The following is a 22,220-nucleotide window of genomic DNA, read 5'->3' as shown; positions in this document are numbered from 1 at the left end:
TGATGGATGGAGTACTATCGCAAGAAGAAATCAATGCCCTGCTAAATAATCCGGGTGCATCATCAGATACGGCAGATGGACAGCTGAGTGATTCAGAAAAAGACACAATCGGTGAAATTGCTAATATCAGTATGGGTACCGCAGCAACGACATTGTTTTCGCTGGTGAACCGTAAAGTGGAAATATCCACACCGGTTGTTACCATGGCAAACTGGGACGACGTGGTAAAGGCGTATGAGCGTCCGTGTGTATTTATACGAATCGGATTCACTGTTGGATTGGATGGAAGCAATATCCTGATATTAAAGGAGCATGATGTTAAGGTCATTACAGATCTTATGATGGGAGGAGACGGAACCAATACAGACGTGGAACTGGGAGAGCTTCATTTAAGCGCAATCAGTGAAGCAATGAATCAGATGATGGGTTCTGCAGCTACATCATTATCATCCATGCTGAATAAAAAGATTGATATCAGCCCGCCTGTTGCAGATCTGATTGATCTGACAGGAAATATTGATGAGGGAGCAATTGATGATTTCCTGACACAGCCATTTGTGAAAATCTCTTTTAAAATGGAAATTGGTGATCTTGTGGACAGTGAAATCATGCAGCTGTATCCGGTATCTTTTGCGAGAGAGATGTGTAAAAGTATTACGGAGACCATGACAGGTAGAAATGAACCAATACAGGAAGCAACACCACAGCCGGCACCGGCTCCTGCACCACAACCACAGGCAAGCCAGCCAGCACCACAGCCTCAGCCAATGATAAATCAGCAGCCAATGATGGGACAGCCGATGATGGGGCAGCCAATGATGGGACAACCTGTAGATATGTCGGCAATGTATGCAAACCAGCAGGTAAATGTACAGCCGGCTCAGTTCCAAAATTTTACTGGAGATATGAATGGGGTATTTCCAAAGGAAAATATTGATCTTATTATGGATGTACCATTGGAAGTAACCGTGGAACTGGGAAGAACCAGTAAATCCATTCATGATATATTGGATTTTGCTCCGGGAACAATCATTGAATTGAATAAGATTGCTGGAGAACCAATTGATGTACTGGTAAATGGAAAGTACGTTGCAAAAGGTGAAGTAGTTGTAATTGAAGAAAGCTTTGGTGTAAGAATTACAGAGATTATTAAATAATTAGCAAGGAGATAACTAATATGGCAAAGAGTATTTTAATTTGTGATGATGCAGCTTTTATGAGAATGATGATTAAGGATATCCTTACCAAAAATGGATATACAGTTGCCGGAGAAGCAGAAAATGGAGTAAAGGCAATCGAAAAATATAATGAAGTACATCCAGACCTGGTACTGATGGATATTACCATGCCGGAGATGGACGGAATTCAGGCATTAAAAAAGATTAAAGAAGCAGATGCAAGTGCATGTGTAATTATGTGTTCTGCAATGGGCCAGCAGGCAATGGTTATTGAAGCAATCCAGTCTGGTGCAAAGGATTTTATTGTAAAACCATTTCAGGCAGAACGTGTTCTTGAAGCAGTAAAAAAAGTAGTGGGTTAATATGATATTACTGAGTAGCAGAACATCGGGTGTACAAAGCTTTTTCCAATTGATAGGTGTATTGCTGATATTTGTTTTTGTGCTTGCAATTACATATTATGTAACAAAATGGATTGCCGGATATCAGAAGCAACATAATTTTCAGAAGAATATGCGGGTAGTGGAGACTATGAAACTCACTACAAATAAGTATATTCAGATTATAGAGGTGGGAGAGACCTATCTCGTAATCGGAATCGGAAAAGATGAAGTGACGATGTTAGCACAGCTTACAAGGGAACAGTTAAATGATGTTTCGCTGGAAGATACGGTGAAATATCAGAATACAGGAGAAAGTTTCTCTAACATTATGAAACAGTTCAAAGAACATTTACCGAAGAGCAGGCATAAGGATGAGTAATTTTAAGAAGAAATACTGTCTGGTATCTTTTATATTTGCGGTTATTGCAGTTGTTGTTACACTGGTGGCATTTGTACCACAGAAAGCGTATGCGGCATCTGTAAATATACCTGGGGTAACTGACAGCAGTAATAGTAATCAGTCAACTGAAAATGGCAATGGTCCAGATGGAACAGCATCCTCTGGTAATAATGGACTTTCTGTTAATATTAATAATGGAGAGGGAAATTTATCCGGGACAGTTCGGATTTTTCTGGTACTGACTGTAATTGCGTTAGCACCATCTATTCTTATTATGCTGACTTCCTTTACCAGAATTATTATTGTGCTTCATTTTGTAAGAGCAGCAATTGGAACGCAGACTGTTCCGCCAAATCAGGTGTTGATTGGACTGGCGTTGTTCCTTACCCTGTTTATTATGAACCCGGTTTTCTCACAGATTAATGAAAATGCATTGAAACCGCTGGATGCCGGTGAAATCACGCAGGAACAGGCCTTTGAGGCAGGAATGGAGCCAATCCGTGAATTTATGTTTAAACAGACACAGGCAAAGGATATCAATACATTTTGTGACATTGCCGGCGTGACTTATGAGACACAGGATGATATATCCAATACTGTGCTGATTCCGAGCTTTATTTTAAGTGAGCTGAGACAGGCATTTATTATTGGATTTGTTATATATATTCCGTTTATTGTAATTGACATGGTAGTAGCATCTGTCCTTATGTCGATGGGTATGATGATGCTTCCGCCAACTACGATTTCTCTTCCGTTTAAGATTCTGCTGTTTGTGCTTGCTGATGGATGGAATCTTGTTATCAGGGAACTGGTAGAGACATTTTACTGATGAAAGAGGTGTAGAAATTGATCACACAGGGAGAAGTTTTAGATATTGCAAGGGATGCTATTTATAATATTATTTTAACTTCGGCTCCATTGCTTTTAATATCACTTATCGTAGGCTTGATTATTAGTATTTTTCAGACGGTTACATCTATTCAGGAACAGACGCTTACCTTTGTACCGAAGATTCTGGCTGTATTTGCAGGAATGCTTCTCTTTGGAGCGTGGATGCTGAATAATATGACTGATTTTATGACGAGATTGTGGTCTGATTTTAGTTTATATATCAGTTGATATACAGGTAGAGATAAAACATGGTTAATTATAGTTTCTCACTGCTTACATTTGAATATTTTTTGCTGGTTCTGGTGAGGATTACTTCTTTTGTTTTTTCGGCTCCATTTTTTAGCATGTCGAATACTCCGGGAAGAGTCAAAATTGGTTTCTCAGTATTTGTATCCATCCTGTTGATTGGAGTATTACCTGAAAGCACGATAGAATATGGAGGAGTAATTGAATATGCCACAATTGTCGTGAAAGAGGGAATTACAGGATTGCTGATTGGTTTTGGAGCAAATATTTGTAATTCCATTGTTTTATTTGCGGGTAATATTATGGATTTAAATATGGGCTTGTCCATGGCGACCGAGTATGATCCGGTAAGTAAAACAAATTCTCCGATAACAGGTAATTTTTATAATTATCTGGTCATGTTATTGCTCATGTCCAGTGGAATGTATCAGTATATCTTACAGGCAATTGTTGATTCTTTCACTCTGATTCCGGTAAATGGTCAGAATTTTATGTGGGATTCCCTGCTTCAGACCATGGTTTCTTATATGACGGATTCCATGGTGCTTGGTTTCCGGGTGGCACTTCCTGTTTTTGCAGTGTTAATGATATTGAACTGTATTCTTGGAATCATGGCAAAGATTGCACCACAGATGAATATGTTTTCTGTTGGTATCCAGCTTAAGATATTGCTTGGATTTCTGGTTTTGTTTTTGACGATACAGCTGCTTCCGTATGTATCCGATTTTGTGTTTACTGAGATGAAACGGATGGTTACCGGAATTGCATCAGGAATGCATGGATAAGCTGGTACATGAATAGGAGATTTATATGGAGGAAAGAGATTTACTTCTGAAATATAATCTGCAGTGGTTCGCAAAAGAGGGACCTGGCGGCGAAAAGACAGAGCCGGCAACTGCAAAAAAATTAAAAGATGCAAGAGAAGAAGGAAAAGTTGCAAAAAGCAAGGAATTTTCCGGAGCAGTAGATTTAATTGTTTTATTCCTGGGATTGAAGATTTTTGGAAGCTATGTCTCAGAAAACTTAATGAATGAGTTTTCAGGTTTCTATCGGAAAATCCCGGATATTTTATTAGAAAATAAGACGGGCATGACAGTAAAATCCAGCCATATGCTAATGTCGCAGGCTGTGATTGAAATGATAAAGGTCATGATACCGTTTCTTTTAATCGGAATGGTGGTAACGTTTTTAGTCAGCGTGCTTCAGGTGGGCTGGAAAATAAGTGGGAAGCCATTAAAACCGGAATTATCAAAGTTTAATCCTATCAATGGTTTTAAACGGATGTTTTCCAAAGATTCTCTGTTTGAACTTGTAAAGTCTATTGTCAAAGTGGCACTGGTCATGTATGTGGCGTATTCCGAGATTAGGGACAGGCAGGGAGAATTATTTGTTATCTATGATATGGAACTGTTGCAGGCAGTTGCATTGATTGCCGGACTTATTGTGGATGTGGGTTTAAAAATAAGTCTGGTTTACCTGATTGTCGGAATCACTGATTTGATTTATCAGAAACATAAATTCAAAGAAGAAATGAAGATGACCAAACAGGAAGTAAAGGACGAGTATAAGAATACTGAGGGAGACCCACAGATTAAGGGAAGACAGCGTCAGAGAATGCGTGAGGCATCGCAGCGGCGAATGATGCAGGATGTGCCGAAGGCAGACGTAGTCATTACGAACCCGACCCATTATGCAGTTGCGATAAGGTATGATGCGGAAGTATCCAAAGCACCGGTTGTGGTTGCAAAGGGTGAAGATTTTCTGGCTGCAAAGATTAAGGAAGTGGCAAGAGAAAATCAGGTGGAAATTGTAGAGAATAAACCGTTGGCGCGTATGCTTTATGCAAATGTAAATGTCGGAGCAGAAATTCCACCAGAATTGTATCAGGCAGTTGCAGAAGTGCTTGCGATGGTTTACAATCTAAAAGGCAGAAATTAATACGAATTTAAATGAAAGGAGGAAACCGGAATGAAAAAAGCGGATTTTGGTGTAGCAATCTATCTTCTTGCTGCAGTCATATTCTTTATTATTCCGATTCCTTCTATTTTATTGGATGTCATGCTGGCGATTAATATTTCACTGGCAATGATTATTCTTTTTAATGCATTATTTGCAAAAGAAGTGCTGGATATGTCATTTTTCCCGACACTGTTATTGTTTACCACCATATTCCGAATCTCATTAAATGTTTCTTCCACCCGATTGATTTTATCTACCGGTGAACCAGGAAATGTAGTAGAGACCTTTGGAGGCTTTGTAGGTGGTGGTAATCTTGTAATCGGAGCAATTGTATTTATTGTCCTGATTCTGATACAGTTTATCGTTATCAATAAAGGTTCTGAGCGTGTATCTGAGGTAACTGCACGTTTTACATTGGATGCAATGCCTGGAAAACAGATGGCAATTGACGCAGATTTAAATACTGGTGCCATCACAGAGAAGGAAGCAAGAGAACGGAGAACTAAGATTCAGCAGGAATCTAACTTCTTTGGTTCTATGGATGGTGCAACCAAGTATGTAAAAGGAGATGCAACGGCCGGCCTTATTATTACATTCATCAACCTGATTGGTGGAACAATTATGGGGGTCATGAATGGCGGGCTGTCTGCCATGGAGGCACTTCAGAAATATGGTATATTAACTATTGGTGATGGACTGGTCAGCCAGGTTCCGTCTCTTTTGATTTCGCTGGCAACAGGTATTCTGGTAACAAAAGCATCCAGTGAAGCAGATTTTGGATCCATGCTGGTAAAACAGCTTTTTGGAATTCCCAAGGTATTGTATATTGTAGGTGCAACGATAACCTTTCTTGGAATTGCAACTCCGCTGAATCCGGTACTTTTCTGTGCACTTGGCATTGCATTTTTAGCTGCCGGACGGAAGATACAAAAGGATGTAAAGGTGGAAGAAATCGAAGAGGAAACCAATGCAGATGAAACGGCGGCAGAAGAAATCCGGCGGCCGGAGAATGTGGTTTCACTGCTTCAGGTTGATCCTATTGAACTGGAGTTTGGTTATGGTATTATTCCACTGGCAGATGTAAATCAGGGTGGAGACCTTTTGGACCGTGTAGTAATGATTCGTAGACAGATTGCACTGGAACTTGGAACAGTGGTTCCGATTATTCGTCTGCGTGATAATATTCAGTTAAATCCTAACCAGTATATTATTAAGATAAAGGGAATTCAGGTAACAGAAGGAGAAATCCTTTTTGACCACTATATGGCAATGAATCCGGGATATGTGGAAGAGGAAATCACCGGTATTCCGACCTTTGAGCCATCCTTCCATCTGCCGGCAATCTGGATTACAGAGGGACAGAGAGAGCGTGCGGAGAGTCTTGGCTATACCGTAGTAGATCCGCCATCTATTATTGCCACCCATCTGACAGAGGTAATCCGTTCCCATATTGCAGAACTTCTTACCAGACAGGATGTATCTAATCTTATTAGTAATATCAAGGAAAACAATCCTGCACTTGTGGATGAACTTACACCGAAGCTTCTTAGTATTGGTGAAATTCAGAAAGTTTTACAGAATCTTTTACAGGAGGGCATCTCTATCCGTGACCTGCTTACGATTTTTGAAAATTTAGCAGACCATGCGGTAACAACCAGGGATACCGATGTATTGACAGAATATGTGCGTCAGGGATTAAAACGTGCAATTTCAAGTAAATACTTTCCGGCAAATGAGACAACCAGCGTGGTAACATTAGATCCGAAGGTGGAACAGGAAATCATGGGTTCTGTAAAACAGACTGAGCAGGGAGCTTATCTGACTTTAGACCCGGAGAAGACCAAGAATATTATGGAATCCTTGAAGCAGGAAGTGGCGAAGTTAGAGAATATTGGAAAGAATCCGATTGTCATTACTTCGCCAATTGTGCGGATGTATTTTAAGAAACTCACCGAGGACTATTTCAAAGACCTCATTGTGGTGTCTTATAATGAAGTGGAATCAAATGTGGAATTACAATCAGTAGGGATGGTGACAGCATAAAATGACGATTAATAAATTTCAGGGCAGAACAAGAGAAGAGGCAGTTGATAAGGCAAAAAAGGAAATGGGAGAAGCAGTTGTGATTATGAATGTAAAGGAAATCAAACCGAAGGGTTTATTCCGGGCATTAAAGAGCACAACTTATGAAGTGACGGCAGCATTAGAGGAAAAGGAACAGACAGTTAATCCTCTTCCTGCGTTACATGCTCCATTAAAGATGCATGACAGCATAAATTTTGCAGCAAATGAAAAAATTGAAATTCCGGCACCGGAACCAGCAGCCATTCATCCGGAAAGCAGTCATGATTTGGAAGAAAAGATAGAAAGTCTTTCTAATTTATTAGAAAAGAAGTTAAAACCGGAAAAAGAGGAAGAACCAAAAGAAGAGGAAAAGCCGGAAAAGGAAACTGATGCTCCAAAGGATATGAAGCATCAGCAGTCTGAGACTTTCCGTTGTATCCGCATGATTTATGAAACATTACTGGATAATGAAGTGAATGAAAGATATGTCAACCAGATATTAGATGATGTGGAGAAGAATTTAAGAGGCAGTGCAAGCATGGATATTATCTTATCCAATGTTTACCAGAAAATGGTATTAAAATTCGGGCAGCCTCAAAAGATTGAACTGGTACCGGGACAGCCTAAAATCGTATTTTTTATTGGACCAACCGGTGTTGGCAAGACAACAACCATTGCAAAAGTGGCTTCCAGATTTAAAGTGGATTATGGCAAAAAAGTAGCACTTTTAACAGCAGATACTTATCGGATTGCTGCGGCAGAACAGTTACGTACTTATGCGAATATCTTAGATACACCGCTGACAGTTATTTATTCATCGGAAGAAATGAATGCAGCCATAGAGCGTGTAAAGGATTATGATCTCGTTCTGGTAGATACCGCAGGATTCTCTTATAAGAATGAAGATCAGAGAAAAGATATGAGAAACCTCATAGAAAGTCTGGATGACAAATATGAGAAGGATGTTTATCTGGTATTAAGCGCAACTACAAAATACCGCGATTTGATGGAAATTGTAGATAAATACCATGAGATATCGGATTATAAGATTATTTTTACTAAATTAGATGAAACCAGTAGTTATGGTAGTCTGTTAAATATTCGCATGTATTCTGGTGCGGATGTTTCCTATGTGACAACAGGGCAGAATGTGCCAGATGATATTGAAATTTTCCAGTCACAGAAAATTGTAAAACAGTTATTGGGAGGCAGATAATAATATGGATCAGGCAGAAAAGCTGCGCAATGTAATTAAATTAAAGAACCAGAAGCTTCCCCAGAAAGCAAGAGTAATTACGGTTACCAGTGGAAAAGGTGGCGTGGGAAAATCCAGCGTTACAGTTAATCTGGCAATCCAGCTTCAGAAAATGAATAAGAAAGTTATTATTTTTGATGCTGATTTGGGACTGGCAAATGTAGAAGTTATGCTTGGAGCAATACCAAAACATAATTTGAGTGATGTTATATACCGGGGAATGGATATGCGGCAGATTATAACAGAGGGACCGGCAGGAGTAAGCTTTATCTCAGGCGGCTCCGGCATTGTGGGAATGAATAATCTGTCCAAGGATCAGATTACTTTTTTAGTACGTAATCTGGCACAGTTAGATGAAATGGCTGATATTGTACTGGTGGATACCGGAGCAGGAATTGCAGACAGCGTATTGGAATTTGTTATGGCTTGTCCGGAGGTCCTTCTGGTATCAACACCGGAACCAAGCTCACTGACCGATTCCTATTCTCTGTTAAAGGCACTGCACCGGAATCCGAATTTTGCCAAAAGCGGAACGCAGATTCATGTGGTTGCCAACCGTGTAAATTCTGTGGAAGATGGACAGGCAGTATATGATAAATTAAATACCGTTGTGTCACAGTTTTTAAATGGTAATCTTGAATATCTCGGCATGATACCGCAGGATTCCATGTTTGAAAAAGCAATACGCCAGCAGCAGACAGTATCTTTATATGCACCGGAGACCAAGTCGGCAAAAGCATTTGAGATACTTGCAAATAATCTTATAGAAGGTGCGCATGATATTCCGTTGATGAAGCGGGGCTTTGCCCAGTTGTTTGCTGAATTTTTTAATAACAGATAGGTGATAGAATGATTTCAAATGTTTTACGGGAAGGAATGAAAATTGATATTCATATAGTGAACCAGACGGAAAGGCCAGAATCTGCAGAAAAGGCTGCACCAGTTTACAAGAGTCAGATTTTTGAACTGTTTGAAAATGGTGAAATGGAGATAATGATGCCGATTCAGAGTGGAAAACTGATATTACTTCCACTGGGACTTCGCTATGAATTTGTATTCTATACACCGAATGGATTGTATAAAAGCATTGGTCAGATCTGGGAACGTTATAAGACGGAGAACCGCTACCTGCTCCGGATTGTATTAAATACACCATTGAGCAAATATCAGAGGCGGGAATATTACCGTATGGAATGTGTCCTTGATATGGGGTATTTCCATCTGACAGACGAAGAATCGGAAATGGAACAGACGGAAGACATCATCGCAAGTCTCAGGGATGATAATTTTTATAAAAAGCAGAAAAAGGGCACTATTGTTGATATCAGTGGAGGTGGTGTACGCTTTGTAACGAATGAGCAGTTAGAAGAGGGAAAAGCTGTTCTGATTATTGTGATGCTACAGACGCAGACCGGTGAAAAACAATATTATCTTCCAGGATATATCCTGCGAAGTACGAAGCTGTTAAATCGTGATAATATGTATGAAAACCGACTGAAATTTATTATTCGTGATGATAAAATAAGGGAAGAAATTATCAGGTATATTTTTGCAGAAGAAAGAAAAGCAAGACAGAGAGGAAAAGGATAGGGTTAAATTAATAGAATGAAAAAGAATATTCTGGTTGTTGATGACTCAGCACTCATGAGAAGAGTTATCTGTGATATAATTAATTCAGATAGTGGTTTTCAGGCAACGGATACATGCAGAGATGGCTTGGAAGCATATGAGAAATTGTGTCAGAAAGCATATGACGCAGTTGTTTTAGATGTAAATATGCCAAGAATGAACGGACTGGAACTACTTGAAAGATTACAAAAAGAAAATATAAAAGCAACAGTAGTAATGGTCAGTACATTAACGACAGATGGAGCTGAAGTTACACTCAAGGCAATGGAACGTGGTGCAATTGACTTTATCGAGAAACCCAATAATCTGATAGAGACAAAGGGACAGCGTTTCCGGGAAAAACTGATAAAAGTTCTTGCAACAATAACTACAGCAGGAAGCACACAGACGTATCAGAAAAAAGTAATTACGAATGTGGTAAAACCGGCAGCTGTCCGGAAGATTAGAACGAAGGATGCAGCCCGGAGCAAGATTGTTGCAATTGCATGTTCCACAGGCGGTCCAAAATCCTTACAGAGTGTAATTCCATTGCTGAAATCCAATATGGATGCACCAGTTCTTGTGGTTCAGCATATGCCGGCTGGTTTTACAAAATCCATGGCAGCCCGGCTGAATGAACTCAGCCCGCTGGATGTGAAAGAGGCAAACGAAGGTGATGTCTTGGAAAAAGGACATGTTTATGTGGCACCGGGAGGAAAACATTTACTGGTACAGCGGTTAGCAGATGGAACGCACTGTATTGTTTTAAGTGATGCACCGGCAATTGGTGGATTAAGACCATGTGCCAATCTGATGTATGAGTCTTTGATGGACAGCGGCTATGATGAAATTACCTGTGTAGTTCTTACCGGAATGGGTGCTGATGGAACAAAGGGAATTTCAGAACTCCAGAAAGAAAAAAATGTATACGTAATTGCTCAGGATGAAGAAACATCTGTGGTATATGGAATGCCAAAGGCAATTGCAGAGACAGGACTTGTTGATGAAATAGTACCATTAGAAAGTGTTGCGGACACAATTCTAAAGAATGTGGGGGTAAATTAAAGATGGATGTAAGCCAGTATCTAGAAATTTTTATTGATGAGACAAGTGAGCATATCCAGAGCCTGAATGATTGCATTATGACTTTGGAAAAGGAGCCGGAAAACAAAGATACCATTAATGAAATTTTCCGTGCAGCACACTCCTTAAAGGGAATGGCAGGAACCATGGGCTTTAAGAGAATGCAGCATCTGACTCATGATATGGAAAATGTATTCCAGGAAGTTCGTAGTGACAAAGTAAAAGTCACCAGTGAAATGATTGATATTCTTTTCCAGTGTCTGGATGCAATTGAAAGTTACCTCGATACGATCAAGAGTACATCAGATGAAGGTACAGAAGACAACGAAGCACTGATTACAGCTTTGAACAAATTCTTAGAGAATGCAGAGAACGGCGGAGCAGCCGCACCTGCAAAGGAAGAGAAAAAAGAAGAAAAGAAAGCAGAAGAACCGGAAAACGGTGATGGTAAAAAGAAATACTTAAGCGTAGAATTTTCTTCCAAAGATAAAGATGCGTTAAAAGCAGCTGAAGAAAGTGGAAACAAAATTTACGGAATTACAGTAGAAGTACAGAAAGATTGCCTTTTGAAAGCGGCAAGAGCATTCCTTGTATTTAAAGCAGTAGAAGAGTTTGGACAGATTGTTGTTTACAGTCCAAGTTCCCAGGATATTGAGGATGAACGTTTTGAACTGGACTTCAGTTTGTTCTTATCATCCAATGCTGCATTAGATGATATTTTAAAAGCAGTTAAAAATGTATCTGAAATTGCGGATGCTGTTGGTGAAGAAGTGAAGACGGCAACTCTATTCCATGAGGAAAATGTACAGGAAAATCTTCCGGCAAATACATCAGCAGCAAAGCCGGCAGAGCAGGCAGTACATAAAGAGAATAAACCGGCACAGACTAAGTCAAAACCGGCAGGCAAACCGGTTACAAACCGTACCGTGCGTGTGGATATCGAAAAACTGGATGCACTGATGAACCAGGTGAGTGAGCTGATTATTGCAAAAAACAGTCTGGTATCCATTGGCTCCCAGGAAGGAGGCAATTTCCAGAATCAGTCATTCCATGAGCAGATTGAGTATCTGGAAAGAATTACAACCAGTCTTCATGAATCGGTTATGAAAGTGCGGATGGTTCCAATTGAGAGCGTTGTAAACAAATTCCCACGTATGATTCGTGACCTTTCCAGAAGATTGAATAAGAAGATGGAATTGTGCATGACCGGTGAAGATACAGAACTTGATCGTACTGTAGTTGACCAGATTGGCGACCCGTTGCAGCATCTGCTTCGTAACTCTGCTGACCATGGTCTTGAGAGTGCAGAAGTTCGTAAGGAACGCGGTAAGCCAGAAACAGGAACCATTAATCTGAATGCATTCCAGGAAGGAAATAATGTAATCATTGAAGTAAGTGATGATGGTAACGGAATTGATACAGAGAAGGTTAAAGCAAAAGCAATAGAGCGTGGTCTGGTAACACCGGAACAGGCAGAAAAGCTGAGCCAGAAAGAAATTATCGATTTCTTATTTATGCCGAGTTTCTCTATGGCAAAACAGATTACCGATATTTCCGGACGTGGTGTAGGTCTTGACGTTGTTAAATCCAATATTGAAGCATTAGGCGGAGATGTTGAGGTAAAGAGCAAACTTGGCGTTGGAACCAAATTCGTAGTAAGACTGCCACTTACACTGGCAATCATTCAGGCATTGATGGTAGAAATCCGCGATGAAAAATATGCAATTGCGTTAGGCGCAATTCAGACTATCGAGGATATTCCGGTTGAAGATATTAAATATGTAGAATCCAAGGAAGTAATTAATTTACGTGGTTCTGTTATTCCAATCATCCGGCTGGATCAGATACTTGATATTCCACCGAAGGATGAAGAAGTAGAAAGCCTTACTGTTGTTATCGTAAGAAAAGGCGACCGTTATGCAGGACTTGTTGTAGACAATCTTCTTGGACAGCAGGAAATCGTAATTAAATCACTTGGTAAGTATATTAATAATAATAAGACAATCAGCGGTGCAACAATTCTGGGTGATGGCGAAGTCGCATTAATCCTGGATGCAAATACATTGATTTAACAGGGGGTGTGCAGAGTGGCAGAGCAACTTGAAACAGTAGAAAATATCAGAAAACAGTATATTGTTGTAAAAATCGGAAATGAGCAGTACGGAATCGATATCAGTTATGTAGACAATATTGTCCGTATGCAGAAGATTACAAGAGTACCTAGAGTACAGAATTTCTTTAAAGGAATTATCAATCTTCGTGGAGAAATCGTACCGGTTATGAGTCTCAGAATCCGTATGGAACTGGAAGAAGATGTATTTACCAATGCCAGCCGTATTATAATTTTAAAAATTGAACAGCAGAGTGCACTGGGAATAATCGTGGATGAAGTAAAAGAAGTTGTTACATTAGGAACCAATGAAATTGATAAAGTGAGTGGCGATATGAAGAATGCCAAGGTATCTTTTATCGATGGAATCGGTAAAAACGGAGATGAATTAATTTCCCTTCTGGATATTCATTCTATTATAGAAGAAAAAGAAAATGCGTAATTGTTATAGATATAGTGAGGCAAATGCCTCACTATATTCTATATCTTGAAATGACAACAGGAGGATAAAATTGGCGGATTATACTTTGAACCAGGTAAATGACATGTATGTGGATGTCTTAAAAGAAATTGGAAATATTGGTGCCGGAAATGCAACAACTGCAATGGCAAATATGTTGAATATCCGGATTAATATGGATGTACCAAGAGTTGAATTACTGACCTTTCAGGAACTGGGTTCTGCAATTTGCCCGGAAGATGAGTCAATCGTAGGAATCTATCTGGAAGTAACAGATGATATTACCGGCAGCATGATGTTTCTTATGAAACTTGATTCTGCACATTATCTGGTAAATAAACTAATGGGACGTCCGGCAGATTATGCGGAAGATTTTGATGAGATGGATATGTCTGCATTAAAAGAAATAGGAAATATCATTGCCGGTTCTTATCTGAACGCGCTTTCTGCCATGACGCAGCTTACTATTGCACCATCGGTTCCTTATATTGCAATTGATATGGCGGGAGCTATTTTAAGTGTTCCGGCAATACAGTTTGGTAAAATTGGAGACAATGCACTTATGATTACGACAGAATTTGGAGATGAAGTGATGATAGAAGGATATTTTATTCTGTTACCTGACCTTGAGTCTTATGAGAAGATTCTGAAATCTTTGGGAATTACCTTATAAGGAGAAGGGTATCAATGGGTGAAGTAATAAAAGTTGGTATGGCAGACTTAAATATTTGCAAGGCTCCGGATACAATTACCACATTAGGACTGGGTTCCTGTATAGGAATAGCATTGCTAGACCCGGTTACAAAGATTGGCGGACTTGCACATATTATGCTGCCAGACAGTACAAAGATGAAAAATAATTCGAATATAGCGAAATTCGCAGATACAGGAATTGTAGAGCTGGTTCGCCGGATGACAGAAGCAGGGGCGGCAAAGAGCAGGCTTGTAGCAAAGATTGCAGGCGGAGCCAGAATGTTCGAGGTAAGTGGTAACTCTGAAGTGGGAAATATTGGAGCAAGAAATGCAGAAGCTTCCAGACAGAAACTGAAGGAGCTTGGTATTCCGCTTCTGGCAGAGGATACTGGGCTGAATTATGGACGTACCGTAGAATTACATTGCGATACCGGAGAATTCTATATTAAGTCTGTTGGAAAAGAATTGAAAATTATTTAGATTGAGGATGTAAAGATGAAGACAAAACCGATTCCTGCAATCGTAATGTTGACCGCAGGATTTATTACCTGTATTGTGGCAATTTTTCAGAAAATGGAATTGCTTGCCTTTACAAAGACATTATTGCTGGTACTGATTATATTCTATCTGCTTGGGGGCATTGCAGCTTATATCTTGGAAAAGAATTTTAAAGCTGCAAAGGATGAAGAAAGCAGTACAGAAGAAAAAGCAGATGGTGATGCAGAAGAGTCTGCTGATGAGAAAAAAGAAGATACATCAGAAAAGTCAGAAAAAGAGGAAGAGAAAAGAGCGAAAGAAGAGTAATTATAAGAAACCGGAGGCTATGGCATGAAAACAGTGGACAGAGAAAAACTGTGGGAAAGCTATCAGAAAAATCCAGTATCTGAAATACGGGAACAGATTATCATAGAATATGCTCCGTTAGTTAAATTAGTAGCGGGCAGATTGAGTATGTATCTTGGATATAATGTAGAATATGAAGATTTGGTCAGCTATGGAATCTTTGGACTGATTGATGCAATTGATAAATTTGACCGAAGCAAGGATGTTAAATTTGAGACATATGCAAGCCTTCGAATCCGTGGGGCAATATTAGACCAGATTCGTAAAATGGACTGGATACCGAGGGCTGTTCGCCAAAAACAGAAAAAGATTGACGAAGCAATAAAAAATATAGAAATGAAGACAGGAAAGACGGCATTGGATGAAGAGATTGCAAGCGAACTCGGGGTATCAGAGGATGAATACCTGAACTGGCAGTCCCAGTTAAAAGTTACCAATGTTGTTTCTTTAAATGAGTTTGTGGAGCAGGGAACAGAGCCTGCGATGGATGCGACAAAAAATTCCCATTTTGCACAACCGGAAGATGTGGTGGCAGAAAGCGAACTGAAAGAAGTTTTGGCACAAAGCCTTGAGACCTTGACGGAAAAGGAACGCAGGGTAATTGAACTTTATTATTATGAAGAACTTACCTTGAAGGAAATCAGCAGTATTCTTGAAGTATCTGAATCAAGAATATCCCAGCTTCATACCAGGGCTCTGGCAAAGATGAAAAAGAAAATGGGAAGTTATATGGATATATTGGTTGATGAAAGTTAAAAGGAGGGAAGCTATGGGACAGGCAAATGCTTATTTTCAATTTGTGATAAAGGAACATGCGACTTATATTAAGCTTTTCCCGGCAGCTCTGGAAGGAAATGTTATTGAAATTGGTGAACTGACAGAGTATCTGGAAAGGCATGGCTGCCCGGATTATAATTTAAAGGAACTGGTTGCAGCAATTAACAGCAATGAGATGACAGAGATTATGGTCGGAGATATTTATCCGATTCAGATAAATGAAGAGATGTCCGTAACAGTATCAGCAGATGCCATGGAGGCGGTGTGCAGATTTTATCCGGCTGCAGGCGGCACGAATATGAATGCGCAGGAAATCTTAAGGGATTTAACTGCAAAAGGTGTCAAAGCAGGGGTTGATCAGGATGAAATTTTGAAATTTTTCCAGGATAGAGCATACTGTACCGATTTTGTGCTGGCAAAAGGAAAGAAACCGGTAGATGGTCAGGATGCCAGAATTGAATATTATTTTAATACAGATGTTAATTTAAAGCCGAAGAAAAATGAAGATGGTTCGGTAGATTACCGTGAACTGAATGTAATCAGCCATATCAAAGAAGGAGACCTTCTGGCAAAATTATTTCCGGAAGATCATGGAATCAAAGGATATGATGTACAGGGAAAAGAAATTAAACCAAAACAGGTACGCTCCCTTCAGTTAGAATATGGAAATAATATCCGGGTATCGGAAGACAAAACAGAACTGTACTCTGAAGTAACCGGACATGCAAGTCTGGTAAATGGTAAAGTATTTGTATCAGATGTCTATGAAGTGCCGGCTGATGTGGATAATTCCACCGGTAATATTGATTATCCGGGAAACGTTACCGTAAGAGGTAATGTAAAAGGTGGTTTTTCAATTATTGCAAAAGGTGATGTAGTAGTAGAAGGCGTGGTAGAAGATGCGCTGATACAGGCGGGTGGTCAGATCATTGTAAAACGCGGAATTCATGGAATGACCAAAGGAATACTTCAGGCACAGGGAAATGTTATCTGCAAGTTTATTGAAAATGCAACCATCATTTCCGGAGGTTATGTTGAAACAGATTCTATTTTACATAGTAAGGTATCCGCAGCAACGGAGGTTCGCGTAAGTGGTAAGAATGGATTCATAACAGGTGGTGTTATCCGGGCAGGCAGTCTGGTAGAAGCCCAGACCATTGGTTCCAGCCTTGGAGCAGGAACACGTATTGAAGTTGGTGTGGATCCGGAAAAGAAAGAACGTTATGTGAAAGTGCAGGAAGAACTGCTTCAGCTGAATAAGACCATTGAACAGATTCGGACGATTCTTACTACCTATGGAGAGAAGCTTAAGAATAAAGAAAAACTGGATCAGGGAAAAATCCAGTATATTGAACAGCTTATGCGTGCTTTTAAGGAGAAGGAAGCTCAGCGTACATCATTAGAGCATGAATATGAAAGGCTGCAGAGTATATTAAATGGCAGTAGCAATGCAAGGGTGAAAGTATCAAAGATACTGTATGCGGGAGTAATTGTAAATATTACCGATGTAAGCCTTGTTGTAAAGGATGACAGAAGTTTCTGCCAGCTTTATAAGGATGAGGGTGAAGTAAAAATCTCAAATATGTAATGACATATGGTTGAGACAGACTGGAGGTGCATGGATATGTCGATTCGTCCGGTAGATATGAATGGAGTTATTCAGAGAACGCAGGATGTTGGAACACTGAAACAACAGCAGGATATGAAACCAATGGTGGATCAGCAGAACATCCAGATAGAGGTGCAAAGAGAAGAATACCGCCAATCAGAGCAGGTGACCAGGAAAGATGATTCCCAGATGGAAGAACATCGTTTTGATGCAAAGGAAGAGGGAAAGGGTCAGTACCAGCGGCAGGAACAACGGAAAAAGAAACAGAAAGAAGACCGTGTGGTTATCAAAGGTGCAATTGGCGGCTTTGATGTTAAAATATAAAAAGGAGTGTATCTGACAGATGACAGGCGTGGAAATCATCCTGATTCTGGCTGGTCTGGTTATGATGATAGGAAGCTTTATGGTAACAGAAAAGCTATCCGGTGCAGAATTAGACCGTATTGCGGAACTGAGTCAGAATGAGATAAAAAAAATACTGGAAAACAAGTTGAAAGATGCAGAAGCTGCGATAGAAGACCAGATTGACCATGCAATTGAAGATTCCACAGATAAGGTGGAGCGGGCACTGGATAAAGAGACCAATGAAAAAATGCTGGCAATCGGTGAATATTCGGATACCGTTATGGAGAAGATGAATCAGACCCATAATGAGATTATGTTTTTATACAGCATGCTAAATGACAAGCACACAGAACTCACAAAGCTTGCAGGACAAATTGGCGAGATGTCAGCCGAAATCGGTGAGAGCTTAGAAGAGGCGAAAGAGTCTGTAGTTAAAGAAACAGAAGAAGTAAAAGCCACAGAGGAACCGGTGGAGACAGAAGCGGAACCGGCAACCGGAGAGATGGAAGAACAGCCGGAGCAGACGAATCATAACGAAAAAATCCTTGCCTTATACAGTCAGGGAAAATCGTATGTAGAGATAGCAAAGGAACTGGGCCTTGGACAGGGTGAAGTGAGATTGGTTGTAGGATTGTATAAAGGAGTAGATACAAGTGAAGTTTAAGTATTATCTGAGAGGCTTGGGAATTGGTATTCTGATAAGCACGATTATCTTATCCATATCATTTGCAATGAAGAAAAATGACCTTTCAGATGATGAAATCATTGCAAGGGCAAAAGAACTTGGAATGGTAATGGAAGATACCGGAAAGGACACCATACCAAAAGCTACAGAAACAGAAGATGAGATTCCAAAGAGCACGGAAGACGGTTTTAATACAGAACAGACAGATATGCAGCCGGGAACAACTGATTCAGGGGAGATATCGCAGGATGTGGGAACAGATGGAGCGGATGCCGTACCACCGTCACAGGATGGAACCAATATGGTACAGAAGGAATTTACCGTAGAAGTAGGAGATTCTTCTAATGCGGTTTCGCAGCGTCTGCAGGAAGAAGGTCTTGTGGACAATGCAGAAGCATTTAATAAATATATGGTAGATAATAATTATGCCAATTTTGTCCTGCCCGGAACCGTAACGATTCCGGAAGGGGCTGGCTATGAAGAAATTGCCGGAATACTTACGGATAAAACGATTCATCATTAAAAAAAGGTTGCATAGCATGGCTGAGTATGATATAATCCATGCGTTGCGATAAATTTACACATATACCGATTGTCAGATTGGTGCCGCAAGGTTGTCTGATAATAAGAAGTATATGGAAGAATAACCAAATGGAGGAAAAACAATGAGCGTTATTTCAATGAAACAGTTATTAGAAGCAGGTGTTCATTTTGGACATCAGACCAGAAGATGGAATCCTAAAATGGCTCCATACATCTACACAGAGAGAAATGGTATCTACATCATCGACCTGCAGAAATCTGTAGGCAAAGTTGATGAGGCTTACAAAGCTATGGCAGATATCGCTGCTGATGGTGGTACTATTCTTTTCGTAGGAACAAAGAAACAGGCTCAGGATGCTATCAAAACAGAAGCAGAGCGTTGTAACATGTTCTATGTAAACGAGAGATGGTTAGGTGGTATGCTTACTAACTTCAAGACAATCCAGAGCCGTATTGCAAGATTAAAAGCAATCGAAACTATGGAAGAGGATGGAACATTTGATGTTCTTCCTAAGAAAGAAGTTATCAAATTAAAGAAAGAATTAGACAAATTACAGAAGAACTTAGGCGGAATTAAAGAAATGAAGAAGATTCCAGATGCTATCTTTATCGTAGATCCTAAGAAAGAAAGAATCTGCGTTCAGGAAGCTCATTCCTTAGGAATTCCACTTATTGGTATTGCAGATACAAACTGTGATCCGGAAGAGTTAGATTATGTAATTCCTGGTAACGATGATGCAATCAGAGCCGTTAAATTAATCGTTTCTAAAATGGCAGATGCTGTTATCGAAGCAAATCAGGGAACTGTTGATGTTGACACTGAAGCTGCAGAGGATGCAGAAGAAGCTGTAGAGGCATAAGAACAGTATTTTAAACGATAAGAAACACACAACGTGTGTATAAAACAGGACAGACAGTAATTGCCTGTCCTTACCTTTAGAAAAAATAAATGGAGGAAAATGAAGATGGCTATTACAGCAGCAATGGTAAAAGAACTGCGTGAATTAACCGGCGCAGGAATGATGGATTGTAAAAAAGCATTAGGTGAAACAGACGGCAACATGGATGAGGCTGTTGAATATTTAAGAAAAAACGGACAGGCAAAAGCTGAGAAGAAAGCTGGAAGAATTGCAGCAGAAGGTCTTTGTACTGTTGTAGTAAAAGATGATAAGACAGCAGCAGTTGTTGAAGTTAACTCTGAAACAGACTTCGTTGCTAAAAATGATACATTCCGTGAGTTTGTAGAGGCTGTTGCAACACAGGCAGTAAACTCTGACGCAGCAGACATGGATGCATTCATGGAAGAAAAATGGAATGCAGATGAAAGCAAGACAGTAAAAGATGCATTAGTAGAGAAAGTTGCAGTTATCGGAGAGAACTTAAAGATTCGTAGATTCGAAAAGGTTGTAGCTGAGAATGGTTGTGTAGTATCTTATATCCATGGCGGCGGAAGAATCGGTGTTATCGTTGATGCTGACACAACTGTTGTAAATGATGCAGTAAAAGAAGCATTAACCAACATTGCAATGCAGATAGCAGCTTTAAATCCAAAATATGTTTCCAGAGATGAAGTAAGTGCAGATTACATCGCACATGAGAAAGAAATTCTCTTAGCTCAGATTATGAATGATCCGAAAGAGTCCCAGAAACCGGAAAAGGTTATCCATGGAATGATCGAAGGACGTATCAGCAAAGAGTTAAAAGAAATCTGCTTAGTAGATCAGGTATATGTAAAAGCAGAAGATGGAAAACAGACAGTTGGAAAATACTTAGAGCAGGTTTCCAAAGAAGTTGGTGCTCCTGTATCTGTTAAGAAGTTTGTACGTTTCGAAACAGGTGAAGGTTTGGAGAAGAAAAATGAAGACTTTGCTGCAGAAGTTGCTGCTCAGATAGCAGGAAACTAAGCAAAAGCTTAGCACAAATTGTAAAAGTATATAAAATTCCCCTGTAGAGTGATTTCTGCAGGGGAATTTTCTGACAAAAGAAAGAAAAATCTCAAGAAGTAATTCAATTAAAATTATTTTTTATAGTGATATTTTGTTAAAGTGTGTTACAATAGAAAAGAGATTTTATGACCGGGAGGTCACTACATGGAAGAGAAGACCACGAAGGGGTTAAAGGAACAGCGGGAAAGGCGAAAACGCATTAATCGCATGAAGACGGGGATTATAACATCTATCTTCGCCTGGATGCTGATATCGATTATTTTGTGCGTGGTATTGTTGTGCCGGGTAATTTCTTTACAGAACCAGATAGACAGGCTGGTATCAAGCGGTATTGTTTCCGGAAAGGTACAGCAGGATGAGAACCAGTCGAAAGGAGAAATGTCTACTGGAACGGAATTACAGACAGACACAGAATATCAGGATCAGAATGCAGACAGTTCGATTGTCCAGCCATTGGTGGCAGAGGATGAAAGCAACAAGGCACAGCCGGGAGATCAGCTTAAAGTATATCTTACCTTTGATGATGGACCAAGTTCCAATACGGCAGCTATTCTTGATACATTGGCGCAGTATAATGTGAAAGCAACATTTTTTGTTGTGGGAAAAGAAGATGAAGAGTCCCAGGAGATGTATAAAAGAATTGTAAATGAGGGGCACACACTGGGAATGCATTCTTATTCCCATAAATACAGTGTGATTTACGATTCGCTTGAAAATTTTGAGGATGATTTTACCAAAATACAAAATTATCTTTATGATATAACCGGAGAGGATTGCCATTATTATCGTTTCCCGGGTGGAAGCAGCAATCAGGTCAGTAATACAGATATGAAAGAGTTTATAAAATATCTGAATGATCAGGATGTTACTTATTTTGACTGGAATGTAACCAGTGGTGATGCTACATCACAGGCATATACAGCGGACGAGCTGGTAGATAATGTGTTAGAGGATGTGGTAAAATATAAAACATCGGTTGTGTTACTTCATGATGCAAATACGAAGGAGACAACGGTGGAAGCCTTAGGTCCGATGATTGAGGCACTACAGGCACAGGGAGTAGAGTTACTTCCGATTACTGAGGATACAACTGTAATACAGCATATTAGTGCAGACAGTGTTCAATAGAAAAAATGGAGGTT

25 protein-coding genes are annotated in these 22,220 nt (G+C 39.8%); all 25 read left to right on the top strand.

What is annotated here, in order from left to right:
• Positions 1-2 precede the first annotated feature (2 nt).
• Positions 3-1,157 (top strand): flagellar motor switch phosphatase FliY, encoded by a 1,155-nt coding sequence (gene fliY, locus DWW33_RS02325; RefSeq protein WP_118638757.1) that lies wholly within the window; start codon positions 3-5, stop codon positions 1,155-1,157.
• A gap of 20 nt (positions 1,158-1,177) precedes the next feature.
• Entirely contained in the window at positions 1,178-1,540 is a 363-nt protein-coding gene (locus tag DWW33_RS02320) for a response regulator (RefSeq protein ID WP_117699050.1), read from the top strand.
• Position 1,541: 1 nt separating this feature from the next.
• Positions 1,542-1,940: a flagellar biosynthetic protein FliO gene (locus tag DWW33_RS02315; protein WP_022243299.1), complete on the top strand. Its 399-nt coding sequence runs from the start codon at positions 1,542-1,544 to the stop codon at positions 1,938-1,940.
• Positions 1,933-2,790 carry a flagellar type III secretion system pore protein FliP gene (gene fliP, locus DWW33_RS02310; protein ID WP_117841165.1) on the top strand — a complete coding sequence of 286 codons (858 nt, stop codon included), beginning with the start codon at positions 1,933-1,935 and terminating at the stop codon, positions 2,788-2,790. Before DWW33_RS02315 ends, fliP begins: the two co-directional genes overlap by 8 nt.
• Before the next feature lie 20 nt (positions 2,791-2,810).
• Positions 2,811-3,080, top strand: a complete 270-nt coding sequence (fliQ, locus tag DWW33_RS02305) for a flagellar biosynthesis protein FliQ (RefSeq protein WP_197420812.1) — start codon at positions 2,811-2,813, stop codon at positions 3,078-3,080.
• A 20-nt stretch (positions 3,081-3,100) separates the two neighbouring features.
• Positions 3,101-3,883: a flagellar biosynthetic protein FliR gene (fliR, locus tag DWW33_RS02300; protein WP_117699047.1), complete on the top strand. Its 783-nt coding sequence runs from the start codon at positions 3,101-3,103 to the stop codon at positions 3,881-3,883.
• A 25-nt stretch (positions 3,884-3,908) separates the two neighbouring features.
• Positions 3,909-5,036: a flagellar biosynthesis protein FlhB gene (flhB, locus tag DWW33_RS02295; RefSeq protein WP_117947056.1), complete on the top strand. Its 1,128-nt coding sequence runs from the start codon at positions 3,909-3,911 to the stop codon at positions 5,034-5,036.
• Between the two features lie 30 nt (positions 5,037-5,066).
• Positions 5,067-7,100: a flagellar biosynthesis protein FlhA gene (gene flhA, locus DWW33_RS02290; protein ID WP_022243294.1), complete on the top strand. Its 2,034-nt coding sequence runs from the start codon at positions 5,067-5,069 to the stop codon at positions 7,098-7,100.
• 1 nt (position 7,101) lies between these two features.
• On the top strand, positions 7,102-8,337 hold the full coding sequence (gene flhF, locus DWW33_RS02285) for a flagellar biosynthesis protein FlhF (RefSeq protein ID WP_117841163.1): 1,236 nt from the start codon (positions 7,102-7,104) through the stop codon (positions 8,335-8,337).
• 4 nt (positions 8,338-8,341) lie between these two features.
• Positions 8,342-9,217 carry a MinD/ParA family protein gene (locus tag DWW33_RS02280; protein WP_117699044.1) on the top strand — a complete coding sequence of 292 codons (876 nt, stop codon included), beginning with the start codon at positions 8,342-8,344 and terminating at the stop codon, positions 9,215-9,217.
• 8 nt (positions 9,218-9,225) lie between these two features.
• Positions 9,226-9,966: a flagellar brake protein gene (locus DWW33_RS02275; protein ID WP_118638756.1), complete on the top strand. Its 741-nt coding sequence runs from the start codon at positions 9,226-9,228 to the stop codon at positions 9,964-9,966.
• 15 nt (positions 9,967-9,981) lie between these two features.
• Positions 9,982-11,049: a protein-glutamate methylesterase/protein-glutamine glutaminase gene (locus DWW33_RS02270; RefSeq protein ID WP_118057393.1), complete on the top strand. Its 1,068-nt coding sequence runs from the start codon at positions 9,982-9,984 to the stop codon at positions 11,047-11,049.
• Positions 11,050-11,051: 2 nt separating this feature from the next.
• Positions 11,052-13,139: a chemotaxis protein CheA gene (locus DWW33_RS02265; RefSeq protein ID WP_118638755.1), complete on the top strand. Its 2,088-nt coding sequence runs from the start codon at positions 11,052-11,054 to the stop codon at positions 13,137-13,139.
• Positions 13,140-13,154: 15 nt separating this feature from the next.
• Positions 13,155-13,619, top strand: a complete 465-nt coding sequence (locus DWW33_RS02260; protein WP_022243288.1) for a chemotaxis protein CheW — start codon at positions 13,155-13,157, stop codon at positions 13,617-13,619.
• A gap of 70 nt (positions 13,620-13,689) precedes the next feature.
• A complete protein-coding gene (locus tag DWW33_RS02255; RefSeq protein WP_022243287.1) occupies positions 13,690-14,310 on the top strand; it encodes a chemotaxis protein CheC in 621 nt (206 codons plus the stop codon).
• 14 nt (positions 14,311-14,324) lie between these two features.
• Complete coding sequence (locus DWW33_RS02250) at positions 14,325-14,810, top strand: chemotaxis protein CheD (RefSeq protein ID WP_022243286.1); 486 nt, start codon at positions 14,325-14,327, stop codon at positions 14,808-14,810.
• Between the two features lie 15 nt (positions 14,811-14,825).
• On the top strand, positions 14,826-15,134 hold the full coding sequence (locus DWW33_RS02245; protein WP_117699038.1) for a hypothetical protein: 309 nt from the start codon (positions 14,826-14,828) through the stop codon (positions 15,132-15,134).
• Positions 15,135-15,158: 24 nt separating this feature from the next.
• Positions 15,159-15,929, top strand: coding sequence for a sigma-70 family RNA polymerase sigma factor (locus DWW33_RS02240; RefSeq protein ID WP_117841159.1), 771 nt, complete (start codon positions 15,159-15,161; stop codon positions 15,927-15,929).
• Positions 15,930-15,942: 13 nt separating this feature from the next.
• Positions 15,943-17,538, top strand: coding sequence for a FapA family protein (locus DWW33_RS02235; RefSeq protein WP_158564717.1), 1,596 nt, complete (start codon positions 15,943-15,945; stop codon positions 17,536-17,538).
• Between the two features lie 30 nt (positions 17,539-17,568).
• On the top strand, positions 17,569-17,883 hold the full coding sequence (locus tag DWW33_RS02230; RefSeq protein ID WP_147342271.1) for a hypothetical protein: 315 nt from the start codon (positions 17,569-17,571) through the stop codon (positions 17,881-17,883).
• Positions 17,884-17,902: 19 nt separating this feature from the next.
• Positions 17,903-18,568, top strand: coding sequence for a DUF6115 domain-containing protein (locus DWW33_RS02225; protein ID WP_117698702.1), 666 nt, complete (start codon positions 17,903-17,905; stop codon positions 18,566-18,568).
• Complete coding sequence (locus tag DWW33_RS02220) at positions 18,558-19,112, top strand: hypothetical protein (RefSeq protein ID WP_022243280.1); 555 nt, start codon at positions 18,558-18,560, stop codon at positions 19,110-19,112. The genes DWW33_RS02225 and DWW33_RS02220 overlap by 11 nt, the downstream gene beginning before the upstream one ends.
• Before the next feature lie 142 nt (positions 19,113-19,254).
• Positions 19,255-19,992 (top strand): 30S ribosomal protein S2, encoded by a 738-nt coding sequence (rpsB, locus tag DWW33_RS02215; RefSeq protein ID WP_022243279.1) that lies wholly within the window; start codon positions 19,255-19,257, stop codon positions 19,990-19,992.
• A gap of 105 nt (positions 19,993-20,097) precedes the next feature.
• A complete protein-coding gene (gene tsf, locus DWW33_RS02210) occupies positions 20,098-21,036 on the top strand; it encodes a translation elongation factor Ts (protein ID WP_022243278.1) in 939 nt (312 codons plus the stop codon).
• Positions 21,037-21,222: 186 nt separating this feature from the next.
• A complete protein-coding gene (locus DWW33_RS02205) occupies positions 21,223-22,206 on the top strand; it encodes a polysaccharide deacetylase family protein (protein ID WP_117841156.1) in 984 nt (327 codons plus the stop codon).
• Positions 22,207-22,220: the final 14 nt, after the last annotated feature.

This window comes from Roseburia sp. AF15-21 (assembly GCF_003479505.1).
In the GTDB taxonomy this organism is placed as follows: Bacteria; Bacillota; Clostridia; order Lachnospirales; family Lachnospiraceae; genus Roseburia_C; species Roseburia_C amylophila.
The sequence above is the reverse complement of the archived record's forward strand: the minus strand, read 5'-3'. Positions and strand labels throughout refer to the sequence as shown.

Excerpts from the sequence above, each read along its gene's own strand:
- DWW33_RS02275 (WP_118638756.1), top strand. The coding sequence starts at position 9,226 with ATGATTTCAAATGTTTTACGGGAAGGAATGAAAATTGATATTCATATA.
- flhA (WP_022243294.1), top strand. The coding sequence starts at position 5,067 with ATGAAAAAAGCGGATTTTGGTGTAGCAATCTATCTTCTTGCTGCAGTC.
- fliP (WP_117841165.1), top strand. The coding sequence starts at position 1,933 with ATGAGTAATTTTAAGAAGAAATACTGTCTGGTATCTTTTATATTTGCG.
- DWW33_RS02225 (WP_117698702.1), top strand. The coding sequence starts at position 17,903 with ATGACAGGCGTGGAAATCATCCTGATTCTGGCTGGTCTGGTTATGATG.
- fliY (WP_118638757.1), top strand. The coding sequence starts at position 3 with ATGGATGGAGTACTATCGCAAGAAGAAATCAATGCCCTGCTAAATAAT.
- rpsB (WP_022243279.1), top strand. The coding sequence starts at position 19,255 with ATGAGCGTTATTTCAATGAAACAGTTATTAGAAGCAGGTGTTCATTTT.
- tsf (WP_022243278.1), top strand. The coding sequence starts at position 20,098 with ATGGCTATTACAGCAGCAATGGTAAAAGAACTGCGTGAATTAACCGGC.
- DWW33_RS02315 (WP_022243299.1), top strand. The coding sequence starts at position 1,542 with ATGATATTACTGAGTAGCAGAACATCGGGTGTACAAAGCTTTTTCCAA.
- flhB (WP_117947056.1), top strand. The coding sequence starts at position 3,909 with ATGGAGGAAAGAGATTTACTTCTGAAATATAATCTGCAGTGGTTCGCA.
- DWW33_RS02280 (WP_117699044.1), top strand. The coding sequence starts at position 8,342 with ATGGATCAGGCAGAAAAGCTGCGCAATGTAATTAAATTAAAGAACCAG.
- fliR (WP_117699047.1), top strand. The coding sequence starts at position 3,101 with ATGGTTAATTATAGTTTCTCACTGCTTACATTTGAATATTTTTTGCTG.
- DWW33_RS02235 (WP_158564717.1), top strand. The coding sequence starts at position 15,943 with ATGGGACAGGCAAATGCTTATTTTCAATTTGTGATAAAGGAACATGCG.
- DWW33_RS02320 (WP_117699050.1), top strand. The coding sequence starts at position 1,178 with ATGGCAAAGAGTATTTTAATTTGTGATGATGCAGCTTTTATGAGAATG.
- DWW33_RS02245 (WP_117699038.1), top strand. The coding sequence starts at position 14,826 with ATGAAGACAAAACCGATTCCTGCAATCGTAATGTTGACCGCAGGATTT.
- DWW33_RS02265 (WP_118638755.1), top strand. The coding sequence starts at position 11,052 with ATGGATGTAAGCCAGTATCTAGAAATTTTTATTGATGAGACAAGTGAG.
- DWW33_RS02230 (WP_147342271.1), top strand. The coding sequence starts at position 17,569 with ATGGATATGTCGATTCGTCCGGTAGATATGAATGGAGTTATTCAGAGA.
- DWW33_RS02240 (WP_117841159.1), top strand. The coding sequence starts at position 15,159 with ATGAAAACAGTGGACAGAGAAAAACTGTGGGAAAGCTATCAGAAAAAT.
- DWW33_RS02250 (WP_022243286.1), top strand. The coding sequence starts at position 14,325 with ATGGGTGAAGTAATAAAAGTTGGTATGGCAGACTTAAATATTTGCAAG.
- flhF (WP_117841163.1), top strand. The coding sequence starts at position 7,102 with ATGACGATTAATAAATTTCAGGGCAGAACAAGAGAAGAGGCAGTTGAT.
- DWW33_RS02205 (WP_117841156.1), top strand. The coding sequence starts at position 21,223 with ATGGAAGAGAAGACCACGAAGGGGTTAAAGGAACAGCGGGAAAGGCGA.
- DWW33_RS02270 (WP_118057393.1), top strand. The coding sequence starts at position 9,982 with ATGAAAAAGAATATTCTGGTTGTTGATGACTCAGCACTCATGAGAAGA.